We start from the raw sequence: 19,361 nt of genomic DNA, 5'->3' as shown, positions 1-19,361 counted from the left end.
CTCATTCGCCGGCGGAGACCTTGAAGCCCTGCCGCCGCGCATGGGCGCTGAGCTGCAGCTGCCAGGCCCTCAGCCCGATGTCGAGGTCGGTGGCGTTCGATAGCGACCGTCCCACGCTGTCGCCGAAGAGGCCGTTGGCGTAGAGCTGGAACGGCAGGTACTGCCAGCCCTTCGCCACCTGCGTGGAGCCCTTGCTGAACAGCCTGTTCGCCCGCTGACCCCCCAGGATCGGGATCTCGAGGTCGAGGAACTCCTTGCTCCTCAGCAGGCCGGTCGTCGCGGGGAACACCCCGGAGACGGTGTTCAGTGACCTGACCGCCTCGGGATCGGAGTTCAGCCACCGGGCGAACCCGAAGGCTGCGAGCCGGTGCTTGCTCGTCGAGAGCACGGACACGCCGGAACCGCCGTTCTCCGCGTTGACCGGTTTCCCGGCGTCCCAGCGCGGGATGGGCGCGGCGCGCCACCGGCCTTTGGTCCGCGGGATCGCGCCCTCGATGACGCCGGGTGCCCAGGCGCCCGTTATCCACAGCGCGTACCTGCCGCTCGCCATGCTCTTCCACCACGCGTCGCTCCAGGTCACGGCAGGTTCGACGAGCTTCTCCCGCGTCAGTCTGGTCCACAGTCTCGCCCATCGCCTGGTCCCCCTGTCCTGCAGGTCGATCCGGAGGGTCGTGGCGTTCTCGATGCCGAACGGCCGCCCGCCCGCCTGCCAGATCAGGCTGTCGGTGATGCCGGAGTCGGTCGGATCGACGCTGGTGACGAAGACGCGGGGGTCCCTCTTCCTGATCTTCTCGGCGACCGCCACGAACTCCCCCCAGGTCTTCGGCGGCGTCAGGCCGAGCCGGTCGAAGACGTCCTTTCGGTAGATCATGGTCATCGGGCCGGTGTCCTGGGGGATCGCGTAGACGCTGCCGTTGAGGTCCACCTGGTCCCAGGCCGAGGGACTGAACTCCTTCGCCAGCTTTTCGGCGCCGTAAGGGTTGAGATCGGTCACGACTCCGGAGAACGCGAAGCGGGGCAGCGCGAAGTATTCGATCTGCGCCACGTCGGGAATGCCGATGCCGGTCTTCAGCGCCGCCCGGAGCCTGGCGTACTCGCCTCTGGATCGGCCGGCGTTGACCAGATTTATCTTGATCTTGGGGTACTTCCGCTGGAACAGCGCCACCGTTTTTTGAAGGTTGGGCACCCACGACCAGAACGTCAGCGTGGTCTCGGTCCGCAGGGCCCTCTCGATGTCGGCGGATCTGATCTCGGGTGGCGGAGACTGCGAGGGGTGGCGGGGCGGCACGCCGCAGGCCGCCAGGGCGAGCAGGACGATGGAGAGCGCGGCGAGCGCTGTGGCGCGCATGCTGTGCCGCATGACGAGGACCTCCATGAGGGGCGGGAGAACGTTGCCCTGCGGCTTCGGCCGACGGAACGGGCCGTGCCGCGGGAGGGGGAGACGATGGGCTGGCGTAAGGGAAGCGATGTGACGGACATAACGGTAGAACGCTGCCCTGAGCTGCAAACATTTCCGGAACGCGCGGCCCGCCGCCCCGCTTTACGGCACGGTGACGGGCCGGCGCCGCCGCCGTGAAAGACCGGGAGGCGCGTGCCGCGGCGCCCTCCCGAGAGGCGGGCGGCCGCGGCCGGTGAAGGAAAACGCGGAACGGCCCCGGGAAAGGAGGTTTCCCGGGGCCGCCCCGCGCTCTGAAGGAGACCGGAAGCCGGTCGGGAGGCGATCAGGAGGCGATCAGGAGGCGCGGCCCCGGCGCAGGCCGAACGCCGCGACCACGAGCCCGGCGAGCCCGAGCACCAGCCCGGCCCCGCCGAGCAGGCGGGCGGTGCCGTCCGAGCTCTCCGAGGCGGCGACGGGGGCCACCGACGGCGCCGACACCGCCGGGGCCGTGGCCGAGGGGGTGGCGGAGGCGCCGTGGCCGTCTCCCCCGGCGGAGGCGGGGGTGAGCTTCAACGTCGGGGCCGGGCGCTCGGGCTCGGAGCCGTCAGCCTTGGGCTCGTCCGCCCACTTGACGACCTCGCCGCCGCTGTAGGTCTGGGTGGCGGGGAAGACGAGCTGGTCGGTGTCGGTGGGCAGCGCGCCCATGGACACCTCGAACTCCTGGAACTGGCCGGGGTCGATCTTCCCGCCCGACCAGGTGACCTTCGTGACCGCCTCGGTGAGCTCGCCGTACTCGGTGGTGATCGGCTTGGGCAGCTTGCCCTCGACCACCTTGACGTCCCAGCCCGGCACCGGCTTGACCGAGACGAAGGCCAGCGGGTGGTCGGTGGGGAAGGTCACCTCCAGCTTGGTCGTCGAGGCGTCGTCGCGCTCGTTCGGGACCCGGAAGGCGACCTTGGTGAAGCCGCCCTGCTGGGCGCTGCCGGGATTGATGGTGACGTGCGCGAGGGCGGGAAGGGCGAGACCGAGGGTGATGGCGGCGGCACCGGCGGTGACGGCGGCCAGGCGGCGGCAGGCGTGCGTGAGCGACACGGGGTTCTCCACTTGGGGTTTTCGGGTTTTCCGGGGTCGGGTCAGGCGGCGGGAAGCGGAGGACCGCGCCGGCTGACGGAGTGACGGAGGACGGTACGCGCGGGAACGGGCGCGGCCGGGACGTACGCGGGACCCGGCGGGCGGGCGACGGCGGCGGGGGGCCGCAGCAGCGGGAACATGGCGCCGAGGCGGCGACCGGCCGAGCGGAGCAGCACCCACAGGGCGCTCTCGCCGCGGGCCAGCCACCATCCGGTGATCAAGGTGGCGGTGAGGTGCGCGACGAGCATGCCGAGGCTCTCGCCCAGCCCCCTGACGTGCGGATGCGGGGGCGGGATCCCCTCGACGCCACCGAGCGCGAACAGCTCGTGCAGCGACAACTGCAGGGTGGCGAGCCCGGCGCTGATCGTCACCATCGACCGCTCGCGCCCGGCGAGCAGCGCGGCCGTCGCCATGACCGCCGCTCCTGCCGCGGCCACCACCCACGGCCGCGGCCAGGAACCGCCCGCGGCCACGTGGCCGAGGACGGCGAGTGCCAGGCAGACGGCCGAGAAGGTGGCCGCGCGCATGAGGCGTAACGGGAGGCGGGCGCGCATGGTGACCCATATGTTCTCACGCCGTGGGATGTCTGCCGTTCTGGAGTTTTTGTCGCTATGGTTGCCGCGACCGTGATCGGTCCCGAGCCGAGGTGGTGGCGATGCGGCACGTCGTTGGGGTGCTTGTCGGGCTGGTCGTGGCGGCCGTGCTTCTCTTCGGCGCGGGCTGGGCCGTGCAGGAGGCGGGGGCGAGCCTGGTGCCCCTCCCCGCGGAGAGCGGTTCGAAGACCTGGATCGCCCTCGGGGTGATGGCCGGGATCGGTCTCCTGGTCGGCCTGGTGGTCGCCGGTCGCGTCTCCCCGCTGGCGACCTTCGTCCCGTCGATGGTCCTGCTCGCCTGGACCGTGGTCTACGCCCTGGACGTCAGGCGAGCCATGGGCCTGGTCCCCGACGATCCGACCTTCCACGAGGTGCTCCTGCAGGCCGGTCGTGGCATGGGCCTGCTGCTGACCACCGGCGTCTACGCGCTCCTCGGCATCCTGCTGTTCCTGCCGGTGCTGATGCCCTCCCGCTGGGCGCCGCGGTTCCGGGGCGACGAGGAGGAGTACGAGGAGTCCGACGCCCAGGGTTACCGCTGAGCCCTGGATCGCCGGGGCCGTGCCCGTCACCGCGCGTCCGCCGGGCCCGTACCGTCCCCGCGGTCACCTTCGGCGGTGACCGGTCGAGCTGACCGAGCCCTCCGCGCCGGGGTCCTCCTCGCGGTCCCCCTCATCACGGGAGGTCTTCTCCTTGCGGGCGGCCTCCTCGCGGGCGGGCTCCTTGCCGCTCGCCCTCCCGGGGGGGAGGGCGGCCTTCCTCACGCCGGCGTGCCGGTCCTCCGGGTCGGTCCCGAGCGGCTGCGCGTCCTCCAGCGGGAGCCGGAGGACGAACCGGGCCCCTCGCGGCGAGTCCTCGATCAGCAGGGTTCCCTGGTGGGCGTGGGCGATGTCGCGGGAGATGGCGAGGCCGAGCCCGCTGCCGCCGGAGTCGCGCAGACGTCCGTCGTCCAGGCGGGTGAAGCGTTCGAAGACGCGCTCGCGGTCGGCCGGCGCGATGCCGGCGCCGTCGTCGACCACGCTCACGACGGCCTTGCCGTCCGCGAAGCCGACGGAGACCTCGACGCGGCTGTCGGCGTGCCGCCGCGCGTTGCTCAGCAGGTTGTTCACCACCCGGATCAGCTGGATCCGGGAGCCCCGGACCGTTACGCGAGCGTTCACCTGGACCCGTACGGGCATCCCGGTGCCCTGGGCCGCCTCCTCCGTCACGAGGGCGCCGAGATCGATCAGCTCCTTCGGCGCCGGGTCGGCGGCGCGCAGCCGGGCCAGTTGCAGCAGGTCGTTGACGATCGCCTCGAGCCGGCCGCTGGCCGTCAGCGCTGTCCGGATGGTGTCGCGCGGATCGACGTCGTCGGGGTAGAGGAGGGCCTCCTCCAGCTGCACGCGCAGGCCCGCGATCGGGGTCCTGAGCTCGTGGGAGGCGGTGGAGGCGAAACGGCGCTGCTGCTCCACGGCCTCCTCCAGGCGGGCCAGGGTCTGGTTGGCGGTGCGGGCGAGCAGCGCGATCTCGTCCTCGCCCGAGGGGATGGGCACCCGCAGGCTCAGGTCGCTCACCGTGATCTCGGACATCCGCGCGCGGATCGCCGCCACCGGGCGTAGCGTCCGCCCCACGACGCACCAGGTCATCCAGGCCGCGAGGGCCAGGAGGATGAGAACGCCCGCGGCGATGAAGTACTCCAGGTGGTGCTCGTGCAGGATGGCGGGCTCCTCGAGGCCCGCGTAGACCACCGGGGAGTCAGCCGCCGGAGAGACCCGGATGGCCATGACCATGATGGATCCCTCGGTCAGCTGCTGGAACCGGTCGTCGGCGGGGGGGCGGCTCGTGCTGATCGGCGGCAGGCCCGTGGCCTGCCTGCTGGAGTTGATGACCACGCCGTGGGCGTTCACCAGTTGGACGAGGTCGACCGGGGCGGTGGCGGGGATCGGGTCGGGGATGTTGCCAATCCGCACCAGCGCGCTCCACTGGCTGGCGACCCGCTCGGCGTTGCCGAAGCCGTCCTCCTGGATCCGGTAGCGGATCGCCATGTCGATGCTCGTTCCCACCAGGGCGAGGATGACCAGCAACAGCATCGTCGTGATGATGGTGTAGCGCGCTTGGATCGAGCGCATGCGCGGCCCCCTCATGGTGACGTCAGCGCCGCGAGGCTGCCCAGCAGGTCCAGAGCGTGCGCGGAAGGGCTTCCGGGCTCGGCCTGGAAGACGATCAGTTTCTGGCCGGGAGAGCCGTTGACGCCGAACACCTCGTACGTGAGCGTCAGGTCGCCGACGTCATGATGGCGGAAGCGTTTGGTCGCGACGTTCTCGCCGGACACCTCGTGGCGCGCCCACATCCGGCGGAAGTCCGTGCTCTTGAGCGAGAGCTCGCCGACCAGCTCGGTCAGGCAGGGGTCGTCGAGGTCCGCGCCCGCGATGGCGCGCAGCTGGGCCACCTTGGAGCGGGCGGACTCCTCCCAGTCGCGGTAGAACCGGCGGGAGGCGGGGTTCAGGAAGATCAGCCGGAGCAGGTTGTCCCGGTGGTCCAGCCCGTCGTAGAGCGCGTCGGCCATCTGGTTCGAGGCCAGCACGTCCATCCAGCGGCCGGTCACGATCGCCGGGGTGTAGGGCCAGCTCCGTATCAGCCGTACCAGTGCCGGCTTGACCCGGGCCGGCTGGTCGGGGGTTCTGGACCGCCGCGGCCCGGGGTGCGCCAGCTGGTGCATGTGAGCCGCGGCGTCGGGGGTGAGGTCGAGGACCTGCATGAGGGCGCCGAGCACTCGCTCGGACGGGTGGCGTTCCCGTCCCTGCTCCAAGCGGATGTAGTAGTCGGTGCTGACTCCGGCCAGCATCGCCACCTCTTCCCGGCGCAGCCCCGGTGTCCGCCGGGAACCGGCAGGCAGGAGCCCCACCTGTTCGGGGGTGGTGAGTTCACGCCGAGCGCGCAGGAACTCACCCAGGAGATTGTCGCTGTCCATAGCGTTACGGTATGTCAGAACGCATTTGACAAGGTGGCAGTATTACTCCCATGAACGTTCCCCAGTCTTGACGAATGCCCTGCTGGGAGCCTTTTCTAAGGTTTCTTTCCGATCGTTTGTCCCTCCGGGCCGATGATCGTCGAACCTTGTGCGATCGCGTTTTACCTTTGTCTCTCCGCTGCCATTTTCGGCTACGCGTGGGGGATTCCAGTGGTAAAGGGCGGGGGGGAACGGTCATTGGAAAGCGGGTTTTCGTATGGAGGGGGTCCGGGGGGGTCAAGAGGGGTCCATGCGCGAGTGAAGGATGACCCCGCACCGGCGGGATCATGGAAATGTGATTAACGTCACTCTTGCTTCGCTGGAGATTCCTGGGGGGCATCTTGACCTTCTGGCGGGGGTGGCGTACAAGGTCGGTCCCTCCGTCCGGCCCCCGCCGCTCGCGGCGATGCGCCCCGGGGTGCCGCCCCCCGACGTCCGGCGGTCAGCCGGAGTAGAGGCGGGCGACCACCTCCTCGATGGAGTCCCCCTCGGGGGCGGTGGCGCGCAGGTCGTCGAGGGTGCCGTCGAAGGCCAGGCTGCCGTGGTCGATCAGCATCACGCGGTGGCAGAGCTTCTCGATGTCGCCCATGTCGTGGGTGGTGAGCAGGACGGTGGTGCCCCGGTCGGCGTTGAGGTGCCGCAGGAAGTCGCGCATGGCGGCCTTGCTCACCACGTCCAGGCCGATCGTGGGCTCGTCGAGCACCAGCACGGCGGGGTCGTGCAGGAGGGCGGCGGTGATGTCGCCGCGCATGCGCTGGCCGAGGCTGAGCTGGCGGACCGGGGTGGTCATGAAGTCGGCGAGGCCGAGGATCTCGGTCAGCTCGGCCAGTCTCCGCCGGAAAATCGGCTGATCTACTTTGTAAAGGTGTCGGATCAGCTCAAAACTGTCCCGCAGCGGAAGATCCCACCACAGGGTTGTCCGCTGGCCGAACACCACCCCGATCCTGCGCGCCAGGGCCACGCGGCGGCGGGTCGGATCGAGCCCGGCCACCCGGATGCTGCCCGAGGTCGGCGCCAGGATGCCGGTGAGCATCTTGATGGTGGTGGACTTGCCCGCGCCGTTGGGGCCGAGGTAGCCGACGAACTCCCCGGCCTCCACGGTGAACGACAGATCCCGTACGGCGTGCACGGTCTTTTTGGCCCTGCGGCGGCCCACGGTGAACGAGCGGCCGACCCGGTCGAGTTCGATCATGTGTCAACTTCCCGTCGAGCGGTAGCGGCGGATGCCCGCCCGCCAGGCGAGGGCGGCGACGGCGGCCAGCAGGACGGCCGCCAGGGGCGAGGCGAAGCGGAGCCAGTACGGCAGGCCGAGGGGGTCGTCGCGGTCGAGCACGAACAGCGCGGGCTGCCAGTTCACGAACGCCAGCGGCACGACGAAGGTGACGCCCTTGACGAGTTCGGAGCCGTAGACGCTCAGGGGGTACTGAGTGAGGGTGCCGCCTCCGTAGGTGAAGGCGTTGGCCACCTCGGGTGCGTCGGTCAGCAGGAACTGCACGGCCCCGCCGAGGGCGAAGACCGAGGTGAAGATGACGAGCCCGCACGCGACCATCAGCGGGATCATCCAGACCCTGCCCCAGCTCAGGCCGAGCTGGGGCAGGGCGACGGTGAGCACGACGGCCGCCTGGGCCAGCCTGCCGAAGCGGTGCACCCCGAAGCGGTCGACGGCCATCTGCGTGAACGCGCTCGCCGGGCGGATCAGCATGGTGTCGAAGCTGCCGCTCCTGATGTGCTGGCTGAGCCGGTCGACGTTGCCGAAGAGCATGTCGGCCAGCGCGAAGGACAGGCCGGCGGTGCCGTACAGGAACATCACCTCGGCCAGGGTGAAGCCGCCGAGCGATCCGGTGTGCTCGAAGATCACCCAGATCGCCGCCACGTCCAGTGCGTTGACCGCGAACGAGCCCAGCGTCATCATGATCAGCGGTCCTGGGTACTGTGCGGAGGCCCTCAGCCAGGTCCAGGCCAGCAGGAGGTAGGTCCTCACCATCGGGTGCCTTCCGCGGCCGTCTCCCGTGCGGCGGGTTTGTGGTCCCGGTGGTCCCAGGGGTCCTGGCCGTTGTCGTCAGCCACCTTGGATCACGACCTTTCTGCGGGCCGCGTTCGTGGCCAGGGCTCCCAGGGCCAGCAGGGCCGCCGCCCACATGGCCTGGAATCCCAGGGCGTCCAGGATGTCGCGCTTGCCGAGGTAGAGGTCGGCGGGGACCTGGACCATGGCCGACCAGGGGAGTGCTTCGGCGAGGGTGCCGAGCCAGCCGGGGAAGAGGTTGAGGGGCAGGACCATGCCGCTGAAGAAGAGGGTCGTCACCAGTGAGATCGTGTGCACTCCCCGGTCGTCGATGATCCAGCAGGCGGACAGTGCGACCAGGTAGCGCAGGGCGAAGCTGACGATCACCCCGAGGGTGAGGCCGGCCATGAAGGACAGCCAGGTCAGCGGGTCGTCCGGTACGACGAGGCCGAACAGGGCGGCGCCGGCGATCGTGGGTGGCAGGCTGCGGCCGAGGAGGAGGTAGCAGGCCCGGCCGAGGTCGTCGGCGAGGTTCCACATCTGCAGGGAGGCGGGGCGGAGCAGGTCGAGGGCCACGTCTCCGTTGCGTACGCGTTCGGAGAGTTCCAGGCCGCCGCCGAAGACCTGCATGGGGCCGATGAAGGCCTGGCTGAGGAAGCAGAAGGTCACGGCGTCGGCGAGGTCGTACCCGGCGAGGCCGGGGCGGGCCTGCCAGAGGGCGATCAGGACGTAGGCGCGGAGGATGCCGAAGACGGTGTTGGTGAATGCTCCGGCGACGGCGGCGGCGCGGTAGGTGGAGTGGCGGCGGAAGCCGTACCCGGCGATGCGCGCGTAGAGCAGGAAGGCTGCCTCCCGGAGGGTGTCAGGACAACCCTCCTATCCTCCTTGGCGCTTGGGGGGGAGGCAATGGATTTTCGGCGGCGGGGGGGCGGGGTGCGGCGGGATCGGTCGTCGATGCGGTCTGTTTCCGGGCTTGGAGGGGTGGTGACGTTGGGTGTGCGGGTGTGTCGTGAGAGTGATGTATACATGCGTGATACTTAGTTGTAATCTCTCCGATATGTCCAATAGCCGATAAAAGCCCATTCTGAGGGGAATGTCCTTTTGTGGAGGTCCCCCATGCGCGACGAGATCGATATGGATGTCAGTCCGGTCTACCCCTTCAGCTGGCAGGCCGCGACCCTCAACGCGATCATGCGCGGCACGTTCAAGCCCATCTCCGACCTGCTGCTGAGAAACGACGTCGGCTTCGCCGCGGCCTCCCGCATCGTCGCGCTGGCCGGCAGGGTGCCGTTTCGCCTGCCCGTCCACGTGCGCGTGACCCCCGACGAGGCGGGGGCGTGCCCGGGGGAGTGGGTCCGCGCGGGGGAGGAGCTCGACGAGGGCAAGGTCCTGCTCTACTTCCACGGCGGAGGCTACTTCTCCTGCTCCCCGGCGACCCACCGGCCGATCACCTGGCGTCTGTCGGCCGCGACCCGGCGCCCGGTGCTGGCGGTCGACTACCGCCAGGGCCCCGTCCACCGGCCGGCCGAGGCCCTCGAGGACGCGATCGCCGCCTACCGATGTCTCCTGGAGCTCGGCTACGGCCCCGGCGACGTCGTCTTCGGCGGGGACTCCGCCGGGGGCCACCTCACCCTGGCCACCCTTCTGGCGCTCCGTGACCAGGACATGCCGCTGCCGGCCGCCGCGGTGTGCCTGTCCCCGTGGGCGGACCTGACCGGCGCGCCCCGCAGGGTCAACCGGCTGCTCGACCCGATGATCCCGGCCGGCCGTGTCGACTGGCTCGCCCGCCGCTGGACCGCGGGGCTCGACCCCCAGGACCCCCTGCTCTCCCCGGTCCTCGGCGACTACACCGGCCTGCCCCCGTTGATGATCGTCACGGGCTCCACCGAGGTCCTGCGCGACGAGGGCCGCCGGGTGGCCGAGCGGGCCCGTGCCGCCGGGGTGCCGGTCACGTACGAGGAGTGGCCCCGCATGCCGCACGTCTTCGCCATCCTCGCCGACGTCGTCCCCGAGGCCCGCGAGGTGTACCCGCACATCGCCCGCTTCCTCGTCGCGACCCAGGAGCTCATGCCCGGCCGCGCCACCTCGAAGCGGAGCCGCGCTCCGGCCGCCCTGGAGGTGCCCGACCTCTCGGCCTCGGACCTTTCTGTGTCGGATCTCCCCGTGCCGGACCTTCTCCTGCCGGGCCTCGCCGTCCCCGGTCTCGCCCAGCCGGTTCCCTCCCCCGAGGAGGCCTCCGCCCCGGCTCCGCGGAACCCGTCCGCGCGCTCCGCCTCGACCGCCGCCTGAGGCGTTCCGGGACGTGCGCCCGAGAGCCGGCGCGCGCCCTTGCCGCTGGTCACACGGTTCCGCCCCGTCCCAAGGGCATCCCGAACACCACGGATTCCTTACCCCGAGGGATCATTCGCCTTACCTCTCATATCCCTTGTGACCGGTCGGGAGCGAAGGACGCTCGAATCCCGCCACAGTGTGCTTGCCGTAGCCCGCGCACGAGAGGCTCAACGAGGATGGCACGTGGGGGAGCAGGTCCCGTGAACGGCATGCCGACCGGTGTGCGGCCGCTGACCGTCGGGGACCCGGTCATCATCGGCCGCTACCTTCTGCTCGGCCGCCTCGGAGTAGGTGGGATGGGCATCGTCTACCTGGCCGAACACCCGCAGGGTGGGGTGGTGGCGCTCAAGACGCCGCACCCGATGCATCTCAACGATGCCACGCTCCGCGCCCGTTTCGCCGAAGAAGTGCGATTCTCCCGGAGAGTGGTGCCTTTCTGCACCGCCGCGGTGATCGAGGACGGCACCGACAAGGACCGTCCCTACCTGGTGTCGGAGTACGTCCCGGGCCCCGCGCTGTCCCAGGTGGTCTCCGCGCACGGCCCCCTCACCCCCGACCTGGCGTACGGCGTCGCCCTGGGGGTGGCCGCGGCACTGGTGGCGGTGCACGAGGCGGGGCTGGTCCACCGCGACCTCAAACCCGGCAACGTGCTTCTGTCGGACACCGGCCCCCGAGTGATCGACTTCGGTATCGCCAGGGACGTCGACGTGCTCGCCGCGCACACGCAGGCGGGTCAGGTCATGGGCAGTCCCGGCTGGGTCGCCCCCGAGCGGCTCACCGGCGGGCTTGCGCTGCCCGCCTCCGACGTCTTCGCCTGGGGCTGCCTGATCGCCTACGCGGCCTCCGGCCACCACCCCTTCGGCGCCGGGGAGGCGGACGTGCTGACCCGGCGCATCCTGGTCGAGCCGCCGAGGGTGGCCTCGGTGCCCGCGCTGCTGCGCCCGGCGGTCGAGGCGTCCCTGGCCAAGAACCCCGCCGAGCGGCCCAGGGCCGCCGACCTGCTCGGCGCGCTGCTCGCCGCGGGCGGCGTGGGCGACCCGTGGGACCTGCGCGAGGCGGTCGCCGAGGTGCTGGCGGAGATCTGGACGCCGGTGCCCTGCGCCCCGGGAGCCGGGAGGGTCCGGCTCGCGGCCGTGTCCTCACCGTCCTCACCGTCCTCGCCGCACTCCTCGTCCCTGCCCCTGTCGTCCCTGTCGCGCTCGTTGCCCTCCTCGTCGCTCCACGACGAGCCCTCGGTCCCGGTGAGGGTCCCCGGCAGGGGGTCGCGCAGGGCCGGGCCGCGTAAGGGGGCGCACCTGTCGCAGGCCGGTTTCGCGGCGCTGGCCACGGTCTCCATGGCGGCGGTCACCGTGGCCGCCGCGACCGGTGGCGGCGGGCCCGGCCCCGTCGGCGACCCCGGCGTTCCCGAGCCGGTTCCGCTGGTCCTTCCCGCCGACGGCACGCCCTCCGCCTCCGTCTTCGGCGCCGGCACCCGCCCGCCCACCGGCCGGCCACGGGTGCCGGCGCCGACCACCCCCTCCACCGTCCAGATCACCACCACCAGGACCGTCTCGCTGCCCACCGCGGGCCTTGACGGCCACGACGGCCGGGAGGACCCGCTGCCGGAACGCCCCCGGGGACCTCGTGGCTCGGGCGGCTCGCCGGACGACGGCGACGACCCGCGTGACTGCGCGGACACGACCGCCAAGGGCAAGGGCAAGGGCCGGGCCGGGGACTGCCCGACGGCCTCGAGCGACCCCAAGCCCTCCTTCACCCAGATCCCGCAGACCGGCGACGGGGAGAGCCCGTCCCCGACGCCCACCGCCCCCGCCCCCTCGGGGACGACCATCACCCCGCAGCCCACCCCCGGCCCCTCCATGCAGATGGGCTGAGTCATCCTTTTCGGACGATTTACAGGGAGATATCGGTGCATCGGTTAAAGTGAGCGCCGCGAGTCGAGGCGGAGGGGGATACCGATGGGCGGGCCTGTGGCCGGTGCGGTGGAACTGAGCGGCGTCGGGGTCCGGGTGGTCGGCCGTACCCTGCTGGACGGCATCGGCTGGCGGGTCGGGTACGGGGAGCACTGGGTGGTCCTCGGCCCCAACGGGGCCGGGAAGACGACGCTGCTCTCGCTGGCCGCCGCCGTACGTCATCCCACCGAGGGGGCCGTCACCGTGCTCGGCCAGCGGCTGGGCCGGGTCGACCTGCGGGAGCTGCGCCGCCACATCGGCCTCGTCGCGGCCAGCCAGCGGCTCGTCGACGAGGAGCTGCTGGAGGAGGAGGGCGCCACCGCGCACACCGTCGTCCTGACCGGCCACACCGGGACCAGCGCCCCGCTCTGGGACCGCTACGGCCCCGCCGAGCACGAGCGCGCCCACCACCTGCTGGCCGACATGGGCTGCAAGGACCTCGCCGACCGGCTTTTCCGCGTCTGCTCCCAGGGTGAGCGGGCCCGTGTCCGCGTTGCCAGGGCGCTGATGGCCGATCCGGTGATCCTGCTGCTGGACGAGCCGTTCGCCGGTCTCGACCTGCCCGCCCGCGAGGACCTGATCACCGCGGTGGAGGACCTGGCGGCGACCCGCCCGGCGCTGACCACGGTCACCGTCACCCACCACCTGGAGGAGGTCCCGGCCACCACGACCCACGCCCTGCTGATGCGCGACGCCCGCGTCCAGGCGGGCGGGCCGGTGGCGGAGATCCTGACCGCGGAGAACCTGTCGGAGTGCTTCGGGCGTCCGCTGCGCGTCGACCACCTCGACGGCCGCTGGTCCGCCCGCGCGGTGCGCGGCTGAGGGTCTCGCGGCGGGCGGGGCGCCGGCCGGCCGTGAGGCCGGGCGGGCCATGCCGGCGAGGGAGCGACCGGAACGCGGGGCGATCTGCGGAAAAAGCGGTGTTATGCGGGTGATCTTCCCGGTACGGTGTCACGCATGGCGACCAAGCTGAACCAGATCCTCGCCGTGGAGAAGGGCGTCAAGTCCGACACCCAGCGCAAGGTGACCGACGCTTACCACACGATCCAGAAGAACGCTCTGCTGTCGGGCATCTCGCGGACCTACCAGCCCATCGACGACGAGGGCGAGCGGCTGCCCCCGGAGTCGACCCGGGTCCAGGTGCAGGGCGAGGACCTGCTCAAGCAGGTCGGCGCCGCGCTCACCCGGCTGTTCGACGTCACCGCCACCAAGGACTGGGCCAACTGCTCGGCGCGGGCCGACGTGAAGGTCGACGGTTCCACCCTCCTGGAGGACGTGCCCGTCACCTATCTTCTGTTCCTGGAGAAGCAGCTGGTCGACCTGCACACCTTCATCGCCAAGCTGCCCGTCCTGGACGCCGCCGAGGCCTGGACGCTGGACCAGTCGACCGACTGCTGGCGGACCGAGCCGGTCAAGACGACCCGGACCAAGAAGGTGCCCCGCAACCACGTCAAGGCGGAGGCCACCGACAAGCACCCCGCCCAGGTCGAGGTCTACCACGAGGACATCGTCGTCGGCTTCTGGACCAAGGTCACTTTCTCCGGGGCCGTGCCGCAGAAGCGGGTCAACGAGCTCCTGGAGCGGGTCGGCAGGCTCCAGAACGCGGTGAAGTTCGCCCGGGAGGAGGCCAACGGCACCGAGATCACCTACCAGCGCGTCGGTGAGAAGGTGATGGGCTACCTGCTCGGGTAAGATCACAGGACTCCCCGTCGGAGCACGGGGATGCGCGAAAGCGCGAAAGCTGAAACTGAAACCGTCAGACTGACACGCGGCCACAGTGGGGGTTCGAATCCCTCCCCCGGCACCACCTGCCGGGGTGGCCCAACCGGTAGAGGCAGCCGCTCAAGCTCAGGCTCTCGCTCCAGATTCAGCATTCGCCGCCAGGCGCCGGATCGAACGGATGCGGGCGACGATGGTCGAGTGCGGGTTCGAGTCCCGCTGGACGCTCCACGTGCGTCTATAACTTAACGGCAGAGTGCGACCTCATCATGAGTGACCCGGATCCTTAAACGTGCCGGTGCCGCGATATGGCGGCACTCCAGGCCCTCGGGGAATGGATACTTCCCCGGGGGCCGTCGCCTTTTCGCCGCCGCTCTCCCGCCGCGGTCCTGCGATCCGTCCCGTCCTGGACGGAGACGTCGTGGACGGCGCGGAGCGGGCCGGAGACGGCGCGGGGAGCCCGTGGACGGTGACGCGGGCCCGAGGTGGTCAGTCCTTCTTGCGCTGGCGGATCAGGCCCATGAACCCCGGGCTGGGCTTGAACCTCGCCGTCCAGGTCTCCGCGATCTCCAGCGGTTCCCCGGTCTGCGGGTTGCGCCCGCTCCGCGCGGGCCTGTGCACCATCTCGAAGGATCCGAACCCGGGAATCGCCACCTTGTCCTCGGCCGCCACGGCCGTCTGGATCGTCCCCAGGATCGCGTCGAGAGCCGCGGCCGTCTGCCTCCGGGTGAGCCCGGCCTCGGCGGCGGCCTTCTCGATCAGCTCGCGCTTGTTCATGGGAACAGTTAACGCCATCACCACCCGGTGGATCGAGCCCCGTTCTCCACTCGCCGCGCGGGTGTGACGTCTTCGCGGTGACCGGGTCCCCCGCGCGGCCGGCCGTCTTGCGCGTGCCGCGCGGGTGCCCGCCGTTTTCGGGTGGCGGGCACCCGGCCTTGTTCAGCGGTCGGGCTGGGCGGCCAGCCGTTCCGCCTCCGTGTGCAGTGCCTCGACGAGGATGAGCTCCAGAAGGAGGTCTTCGTCAACGAGGCCGATCAGAACATCCATCGAGCCTCCCTGACTACTCGACGCCCCAGGGGTCGCGGAAGTTGACACACGTACCGAACAAGACTCGGACATGATCGACTGTTGATCGTTCGCATACGTGGGGGCTCGCTAGGCGGGGACCAGTTCCGCCAGGTCGACGTGCTCTCCGACCTCGCGGATGCTCATGCAGTACGCCACCAGGACCCGCCGCCCGTCGATCCGGCGGGTGACCAGCAGACAGGGGCCGTCGTGGACCACGATCGCCTCAACCTCGATGCCCTGGGGGCTTCGCCAGATACCCATGAGCCCGAGGCTACGGAGAACCGGGTAAGGGCGGGGTAACCAAACGGGCATATCGTGATACACGGCGTGGAGGCTGTGGATCTATATGTATGCCCTCTGATGATTAACCTGGTGGCTTTGGGTAGCAGGACGCTGGAATTACCGTCATCAGGGAGAAAACACCATGGCTTTGCCCAAGCTCACCCCCGAACAGCGTCAGGCCGCCCTGGTCAAGGCCGCCGAGACCCGTACAGCTCGCGCCAAGCTTCTCGCCGAGGTCAAGACCGGCGCGCTCAGCCTGGAGCAACTGCTTGGCCGTGAGGACGACATCGCCAGGCGCATCAAGGTCTCGCAGGCTCTGCGGGCCCTGCCCGGAGTCGGGACCGTCAAGGCCGCGCAGCTGATGGCGCAGGCCGACGTGGACGAGGCGCGCCGTCTGGGAGGCCTCGGTACCCAGCAGCGCCGCAAGCTCATCGAGGCCGTCGGCCGCTGAGATGCCGCCCGCCGTCCGCCGCCCGCGTTCCCGGGGGAGAGGCTCCCGGGGACGCGGGCCGTGGGGAACCCGTGGGGAACGGGTGCGGGAGGGGCCGCCGTGGCCGGTGCGCGGAGCGCGAGGCGCGGGAGGGGCCGAGGGAACGGGGAGGCCCCGCCGTACGGACTCGGGGGAGACCCGTGCGGCGGGGCCTGTCGATCTGGTCGTCGGGCTCGTCCGGGGGGAACCGTCCCATGCCCTGGGAGCGTCCGGTCGGGCCCGGTCCGGAGAGTCAGTGAGCCTCTGCGAACTGCTGCTCCTCCGTCGAGCCCTTCAGGGCCGTGGTGGAGGAGTCCGGCGCGATGGCCGTGCTGACCAGGTCGAAGTATCCGGTGCCGACCTCGCGCTGGTGGCGGGTGGCGGTGTAGCCGCGCGCCTCGGAGGCGAACTCGGCCTCCTGGAGCTCGACGTAGGAGGTCATGCCGTCCTCGGCGTAGCCGCGGGCGAGGTCGAACATCGAGTGGTTCAGTGAGTGGAAGCCCGCCAGCGTGATGAACTGGAACTTGTAGCCCATGTGGCCGAGCTCTCGCTGGAACTTGGCGATGGTGGAGTCGTCCAGGTGCTTCTTCCAGTTGAACGAGGGCGAGCAGTTGTAGGACAGCATCTGGTCGGGGTACTCGGCCTTGACGGCCTCGGCGAACTCGCGGGCCACGTCCAGGTCCGGGGTGGAGGTCTCCATCCAGAGCAGGTCGGAGTGGGGCGCGTAGGCCAGGCCGCGGGCGATGCAGGCGTCCACGCCGTTGCGGACCCGGTAGAAGCCCTCCGCGGTACGGTCGCCGGTGGTGAACGCCTGGTCGCGGGGGTCGACGTCGGTGGTCAGCAGGGTCGCGGCCTGGGCGTCGGTCCGCGCGATGACCAGGGTCGGCACGCCCAGCACGTCCGCGGCGAGGCGGGCGGCGCTGAGGGTCTTGATGTGCTGGCCGGTGGGGATGAGCACCTTGCCGCCCAGGTGGCCGCACTTCTTCTCCGAGGCGAGCTGGTCCTCCCAGTGCACCCCGGCGGCCCCTGCGGCGATCATGCCCTTCATCAGCTCGAAGGCGTTCAGCACGCCGCCGAAGCCGGCCTCGGCGTCGGCCACGATCGGCGCCAGCCAGTGCGGCGCGTCCCGGTCGCCCTCCGACCAGGTGATCTGGTCGGCGCGCAGCAGCGCGTTGTTGATGCGCCGCACGACGGCCGGAACCGAGTTGGCCGGGTAGAGGCTCTGGTCGGGGTAGGTCTGGCCGCCGAGGTTGGCGTCGGCGGCGACCTGCCAGCCGGACAGGTAGATGGCCTTGAGCCCGGCCTTGACCTGCTGCACGGCCTGGTTGCCGGTCAGCGCGCCCAGGGCGTGCACGTAGTCCTCGGTGTTGAGCAGGTCCCACAGCCGCTCGGCGCCGAGCCGGGCGAGGGTGTGCTCCTCCTGGACGGAGCCCCGGAGCCGGACCACGTCCTCGGCCGTGTAGGTCCGCGTCGTCCCCTTCCAGCGGGGGTTGGTCTCCCACTCACGCCGCAGCTCGTCTGCGGCTCCCTTGAGGCGATCATTCATGATGCGACTCCTTTTCGTCCCCTGGGTGCCTAGTTCGAGTGTGTGCCTCGACGAAACGGTCAAACAAGGTCGACTCGGACGAAAGAATGGAGATTATTCTCCTGGGATCAATACTCATCGGTATTTGGAGGGGAAGAAGTTAATAGTTTTCTCTATGGACTAGACCAATTCTTGTACCGGGATCAGGTGTTCGCGGGCCGGTGCCGAGGTGCGCACCGGTTTCCGGGGTGGCGGAGGTCTGCGGCGGGCCGGCGCGGTGATCGCCACCGGTGGACCGGAGCCCCCCGCGCGGGCTGCCCGGCGGGCTCCGGCGGCGGGCGCGACGGACGCTCGGGGACGAGCGCGGCGGGCGCTCAGGGGCGGGCGCGGCGACATCCGCCCGAACGGCCCGCGGGGAGATGAAATTTCCTCGGAAATTTCGTTTAGCATCGGGTCATGGCATCTTTGGTGGGTGAAGAACCGCTTTCCTTGACGCAGGAGCTCGATCTCATCGCGTTCGGCCAGCGGCTGAGACACCTGCGCAAGCAGCGCGGCCTCACCCTTTCCGACCTGGGCGAACGCGTGAACCGCGCGCCCAGCCAGCTCTCCCTGCTGGAGAACGGCAAGCGCGAGCCGAAGCTGTCGCTGCTGAAGTCCCTGGCCGCCGCGCTCAACGTGCCGATCGAGGAGCTGCTGCGCAGGCAGGCCCCCAACCGGCGGGCCCAGCTGGAGATGGCCCTGGAGGAGGCGCAGCGCGACCCCCTGTACGCCGGGCTCGGCCTGGCCAGGCTGAAACTCTCCGCGCGCGTCCCCAACGACGTGCTCGAGCACATCCTCGGCCTCTACGGTGAGCTGCGCTCACGTCAGGCCAGGGGGACCGCCACCCCCGAGGAGGCCCGCGCCGCCAACGCCGAGCTCCGCCGCAAGCAGCGTGAGCAGGGCAACTACTTCGCCGAGATCGAGCGGGCCGCCGCCGAGGCGCTCGCCGCGGTCGGCTACCGCTCGGGCGCGCTGTCGCAGAGCACGGTCCAGGCGCTGGTCGGCCACTTCGGCTACACCGTCCAGACGGTCCAGGACCTGCCGCGCACCGTGCGCTCCATCTCCGACCTGCGCAACCGACGCATCTACGTCAAACACGAGCAGGTCGGCATGCACACCCCGCGCACGATCCTGCTGCAGACCCTCGGCCACCTCTCCCTCGGCCACCACCGGCCCCGCGACTTCGCCGACTTCCTGCGTCAGCGGACCGAGGCCAACTACTTCGCCGCCGCCATCCTGGTGCCCGAGGCCGCCGCCGTGCCGTACCTGCGGGAGGCCAAGAAGGACCGCGCGCTGAGCGTGGAGGACCTGCGCGACGTGTTCGCCGTCTCCTACGAGATGGCCGCGCACCGCTTCACCAACCTGGCCACCCATTTTTTGGACCTGGTCTGCCACTTCGTCCGCAACAACGCCGACGGGATCATCTACAAGGCGTACGAGAACGACGGCATCGTCTTCCCCGCCGACGAGCAGGGCGCGATCGAGGGCCAGCGCATGTGCCTGCAGTGGTCGGGGCGCCAGGTCTTCCTGTCACCCGACCGCTTCTCCGTCCACTACCAGTACTCCGACTCGCCCACCGGCACCTACTTCTGTCTCGCCCACGTCGACATCTCGCGTGAGCGCGACTTCGCCATCACCCTGGGCGTCCCGTACCGGGAGTCGCGCTGGTTCCGCGGCCGGGAGGTCACCACCCGCACCAAGTCCGGCTGCCCCACCGGCGACTGCTGCCGCCGCCCGCCCGCCGAGCTGACCCAGCGCTGGGAGGGGTACGCCTGGCCCTCGGCCCGCGGCAACTCCCACATCCTGGCCGCGCTGCCGCCCGGGTCCTTCCCCGGGGTGGACGAGGCCGACGTCTACACCTTCCTGGAGCGCCACGCCGCAGGCTGAAC

Annotated in this window: 18 protein-coding genes; 7 read left to right on the top strand and 11 right to left on the bottom strand. The window is 70.6% G+C overall.

Going from position 1 to position 19,361, the window contains the following annotated elements; all coding sequences use genetic code 11:
• Window position 1: 1 nt before the first annotated feature.
• The 3 genes from ACTOQ2_RS33365 to ACTOQ2_RS33355 all read right to left on the bottom strand — a co-directional run bounded on the left by ACTOQ2_RS33365 (window position 2) and on the right by ACTOQ2_RS33355 (window position 3,063).
• Complete coding sequence (locus ACTOQ2_RS33365; protein ID WP_440104801.1) at window positions 2–1,375, bottom strand: ABC transporter substrate-binding protein; 1,374 nt, start codon at window positions 1,373–1,375, stop codon at window positions 2–4.
• Between the two features lie 357 nt (window positions 1,376–1,732).
• A complete protein-coding gene (locus ACTOQ2_RS33360; RefSeq protein ID WP_440104800.1) occupies window positions 1,733–2,470 on the bottom strand; it encodes a YcnI family copper-binding membrane protein in 738 nt (245 codons plus the stop codon).
• Between the two features lie 41 nt (window positions 2,471–2,511).
• Complete coding sequence (locus ACTOQ2_RS33355; RefSeq protein ID WP_440104799.1) at window positions 2,512–3,063, bottom strand: MFS transporter; 552 nt, start codon at window positions 3,061–3,063, stop codon at window positions 2,512–2,514.
• A 101-nt stretch (window positions 3,064–3,164) separates the two neighbouring features.
• Between ACTOQ2_RS33355 and ACTOQ2_RS33350 the strand changes: the two genes are divergently transcribed.
• Window positions 3,165–3,641, top strand: coding sequence for a hypothetical protein (locus tag ACTOQ2_RS33350; protein WP_440104798.1), 477 nt, complete (start codon window positions 3,165–3,167; stop codon window positions 3,639–3,641).
• Window positions 3,642–3,704: 63 nt separating this feature from the next.
• Here ACTOQ2_RS33350 and ACTOQ2_RS33345 read toward each other — a convergent pair whose 3' ends face one another.
• From ACTOQ2_RS33345 to ACTOQ2_RS33325, 5 genes are all read right to left on the bottom strand, one after another.
• The gene (locus tag ACTOQ2_RS33345) at window positions 3,705–5,207 is read right to left on the bottom strand and encodes a sensor histidine kinase (protein ID WP_440104797.1); all 1,503 of its coding nucleotides are present in this window, start codon (window positions 5,205–5,207) and stop codon (window positions 3,705–3,707) included.
• Window positions 5,208–5,218: 11 nt separating this feature from the next.
• On the bottom strand, window positions 5,219–6,049 hold the full coding sequence (locus ACTOQ2_RS33340; protein WP_440104796.1) for a helix-turn-helix transcriptional regulator: 831 nt from the start codon (window positions 6,047–6,049) through the stop codon (window positions 5,219–5,221).
• 481 nt (window positions 6,050–6,530) lie between these two features.
• Window positions 6,531–7,280, bottom strand: a complete 750-nt coding sequence (locus ACTOQ2_RS33335; protein ID WP_440071579.1) for an ABC transporter ATP-binding protein — start codon at window positions 7,278–7,280, stop codon at window positions 6,531–6,533.
• Window positions 7,281–7,283: 3 nt separating this feature from the next.
• A complete protein-coding gene (locus ACTOQ2_RS33330) occupies window positions 7,284–8,072 on the bottom strand; it encodes an ABC transporter permease (RefSeq protein WP_440071578.1) in 789 nt (262 codons plus the stop codon).
• 75 nt (window positions 8,073–8,147) lie between these two features.
• On the bottom strand, window positions 8,148–8,834 hold the full coding sequence (locus ACTOQ2_RS33325; RefSeq protein ID WP_440104841.1) for an ABC transporter permease: 687 nt from the start codon (window positions 8,832–8,834) through the stop codon (window positions 8,148–8,150).
• Between the two features lie 372 nt (window positions 8,835–9,206).
• Here ACTOQ2_RS33325 and ACTOQ2_RS33320 point away from each other — a divergent pair, with 372 nt between their 5' ends.
• From ACTOQ2_RS33320 to ACTOQ2_RS33305, 4 genes are all read left to right on the top strand, one after another.
• Window positions 9,207–10,379 (top strand): alpha/beta hydrolase, encoded by a 1,173-nt coding sequence (locus tag ACTOQ2_RS33320; RefSeq protein WP_440104795.1) that lies wholly within the window; start codon window positions 9,207–9,209, stop codon window positions 10,377–10,379.
• 251 nt (window positions 10,380–10,630) lie between these two features.
• Complete coding sequence (locus tag ACTOQ2_RS33315; RefSeq protein ID WP_440104840.1) at window positions 10,631–12,292, top strand: serine/threonine-protein kinase; 1,662 nt, start codon at window positions 10,631–10,633, stop codon at window positions 12,290–12,292.
• Window positions 12,293–12,376: 84 nt separating this feature from the next.
• Complete coding sequence (locus ACTOQ2_RS33310) at window positions 12,377–13,192, top strand: ABC transporter ATP-binding protein (RefSeq protein WP_440071576.1); 816 nt, start codon at window positions 12,377–12,379, stop codon at window positions 13,190–13,192.
• 135 nt (window positions 13,193–13,327) lie between these two features.
• Window positions 13,328–14,062: a DUF7873 family protein gene (locus tag ACTOQ2_RS33305; protein ID WP_440071575.1), complete on the top strand. Its 735-nt coding sequence runs from the start codon at window positions 13,328–13,330 to the stop codon at window positions 14,060–14,062.
• Between the two features lie 516 nt (window positions 14,063–14,578).
• On the opposite strand, the gene ACTOQ2_RS33300 is transcribed toward ACTOQ2_RS33305, so the two are convergent.
• Both ACTOQ2_RS33300 and ACTOQ2_RS33295 read right to left on the bottom strand, forming a co-directional pair.
• Window positions 14,579–14,866 carry an HU family DNA-binding protein gene (locus ACTOQ2_RS33300; RefSeq protein ID WP_344750228.1) on the bottom strand — a complete coding sequence of 96 codons (288 nt, stop codon included), beginning with the start codon at window positions 14,864–14,866 and terminating at the stop codon, window positions 14,579–14,581.
• 378 nt (window positions 14,867–15,244) lie between these two features.
• Complete coding sequence (locus tag ACTOQ2_RS33295) at window positions 15,245–15,418, bottom strand: hypothetical protein (protein WP_326640877.1); 174 nt, start codon at window positions 15,416–15,418, stop codon at window positions 15,245–15,247.
• 163 nt (window positions 15,419–15,581) lie between these two features.
• On the opposite strand from ACTOQ2_RS33295, the gene mihF reads away from it, so the two are divergent.
• Window positions 15,582–15,890 carry an integration host factor, actinobacterial type gene (mihF, locus tag ACTOQ2_RS33290; RefSeq protein WP_440071574.1) on the top strand — a complete coding sequence of 103 codons (309 nt, stop codon included), beginning with the start codon at window positions 15,582–15,584 and terminating at the stop codon, window positions 15,888–15,890.
• Between the two features lie 271 nt (window positions 15,891–16,161).
• Here the strand turns inward: mihF and aceA are convergent, their stop codons facing one another.
• On the bottom strand, window positions 16,162–17,454 hold the full coding sequence (gene aceA / locus ACTOQ2_RS33285; RefSeq protein WP_440071573.1) for an isocitrate lyase: 1,293 nt from the start codon (window positions 17,452–17,454) through the stop codon (window positions 16,162–16,164).
• A gap of 435 nt (window positions 17,455–17,889) precedes the next feature.
• Between aceA and ACTOQ2_RS33280 the strand changes: the two genes are divergently transcribed.
• A complete protein-coding gene (locus ACTOQ2_RS33280) occupies window positions 17,890–19,359 on the top strand; it encodes a helix-turn-helix domain-containing protein (protein ID WP_440104794.1) in 1,470 nt (489 codons plus the stop codon).
• Window positions 19,360–19,361 lie beyond the last annotated feature (2 nt).

Source organism: Streptosporangium sp. H16, assembly GCF_051918855.1.
Lineage (GTDB): Bacteria > Actinomycetota > Actinomycetes > Streptosporangiales > Streptosporangiaceae > Streptosporangium.
Note: the sequence above shows the minus strand (reverse complement) of the source record. Positions and strands in the feature narration are given on the sequence as shown.

Bases quoted from the DNA above. Each gene is read 5' to 3' on its own strand.
- ACTOQ2_RS33280 (WP_440104794.1), top strand. From the start codon at position 17,890: ATGGCATCTTTGGTGGGTGAAGAACCGCTTTCCTTGACGCAGGAGCTC.
- ACTOQ2_RS33340 (WP_440104796.1), bottom strand. From the start codon at position 6,049: ATGGACAGCGACAATCTCCTGGGTGAGTTCCTGCGCGCTCGGCGTGAA.
- ACTOQ2_RS33330 (WP_440071578.1), bottom strand. From the start codon at position 8,072: ATGGTGAGGACCTACCTCCTGCTGGCCTGGACCTGGCTGAGGGCCTCC.
- ACTOQ2_RS33320 (WP_440104795.1), top strand. From the start codon at position 9,207: ATGCGCGACGAGATCGATATGGATGTCAGTCCGGTCTACCCCTTCAGC.
- aceA (WP_440071573.1), bottom strand. From the start codon at position 17,454: ATGAATGATCGCCTCAAGGGAGCCGCAGACGAGCTGCGGCGTGAGTGG.
- ACTOQ2_RS33315 (WP_440104840.1), top strand. From the start codon at position 10,631: ATGCCGACCGGTGTGCGGCCGCTGACCGTCGGGGACCCGGTCATCATC.
- ACTOQ2_RS33350 (WP_440104798.1), top strand. From the start codon at position 3,165: ATGCGGCACGTCGTTGGGGTGCTTGTCGGGCTGGTCGTGGCGGCCGTG.
- mihF (WP_440071574.1), top strand. From the start codon at position 15,582: ATGGCTTTGCCCAAGCTCACCCCCGAACAGCGTCAGGCCGCCCTGGTC.
- ACTOQ2_RS33355 (WP_440104799.1), bottom strand. From the start codon at position 3,063: ATGCGCGCCCGCCTCCCGTTACGCCTCATGCGCGCGGCCACCTTCTCG.
- ACTOQ2_RS33345 (WP_440104797.1), bottom strand. From the start codon at position 5,207: ATGCGCTCGATCCAAGCGCGCTACACCATCATCACGACGATGCTGTTG.
- ACTOQ2_RS33300 (WP_344750228.1), bottom strand. From the start codon at position 14,866: ATGAACAAGCGCGAGCTGATCGAGAAGGCCGCCGCCGAGGCCGGGCTC.
- ACTOQ2_RS33305 (WP_440071575.1), top strand. From the start codon at position 13,328: ATGGCGACCAAGCTGAACCAGATCCTCGCCGTGGAGAAGGGCGTCAAG.
- ACTOQ2_RS33310 (WP_440071576.1), top strand. From the start codon at position 12,377: ATGGGCGGGCCTGTGGCCGGTGCGGTGGAACTGAGCGGCGTCGGGGTC.
- ACTOQ2_RS33295 (WP_326640877.1), bottom strand. From the start codon at position 15,418: ATGGGTATCTGGCGAAGCCCCCAGGGCATCGAGGTTGAGGCGATCGTG.
- ACTOQ2_RS33335 (WP_440071579.1), bottom strand. From the start codon at position 7,280: ATGATCGAACTCGACCGGGTCGGCCGCTCGTTCACCGTGGGCCGCCGC.
- ACTOQ2_RS33365 (WP_440104801.1), bottom strand. From the start codon at position 1,375: ATGGAGGTCCTCGTCATGCGGCACAGCATGCGCGCCACAGCGCTCGCC.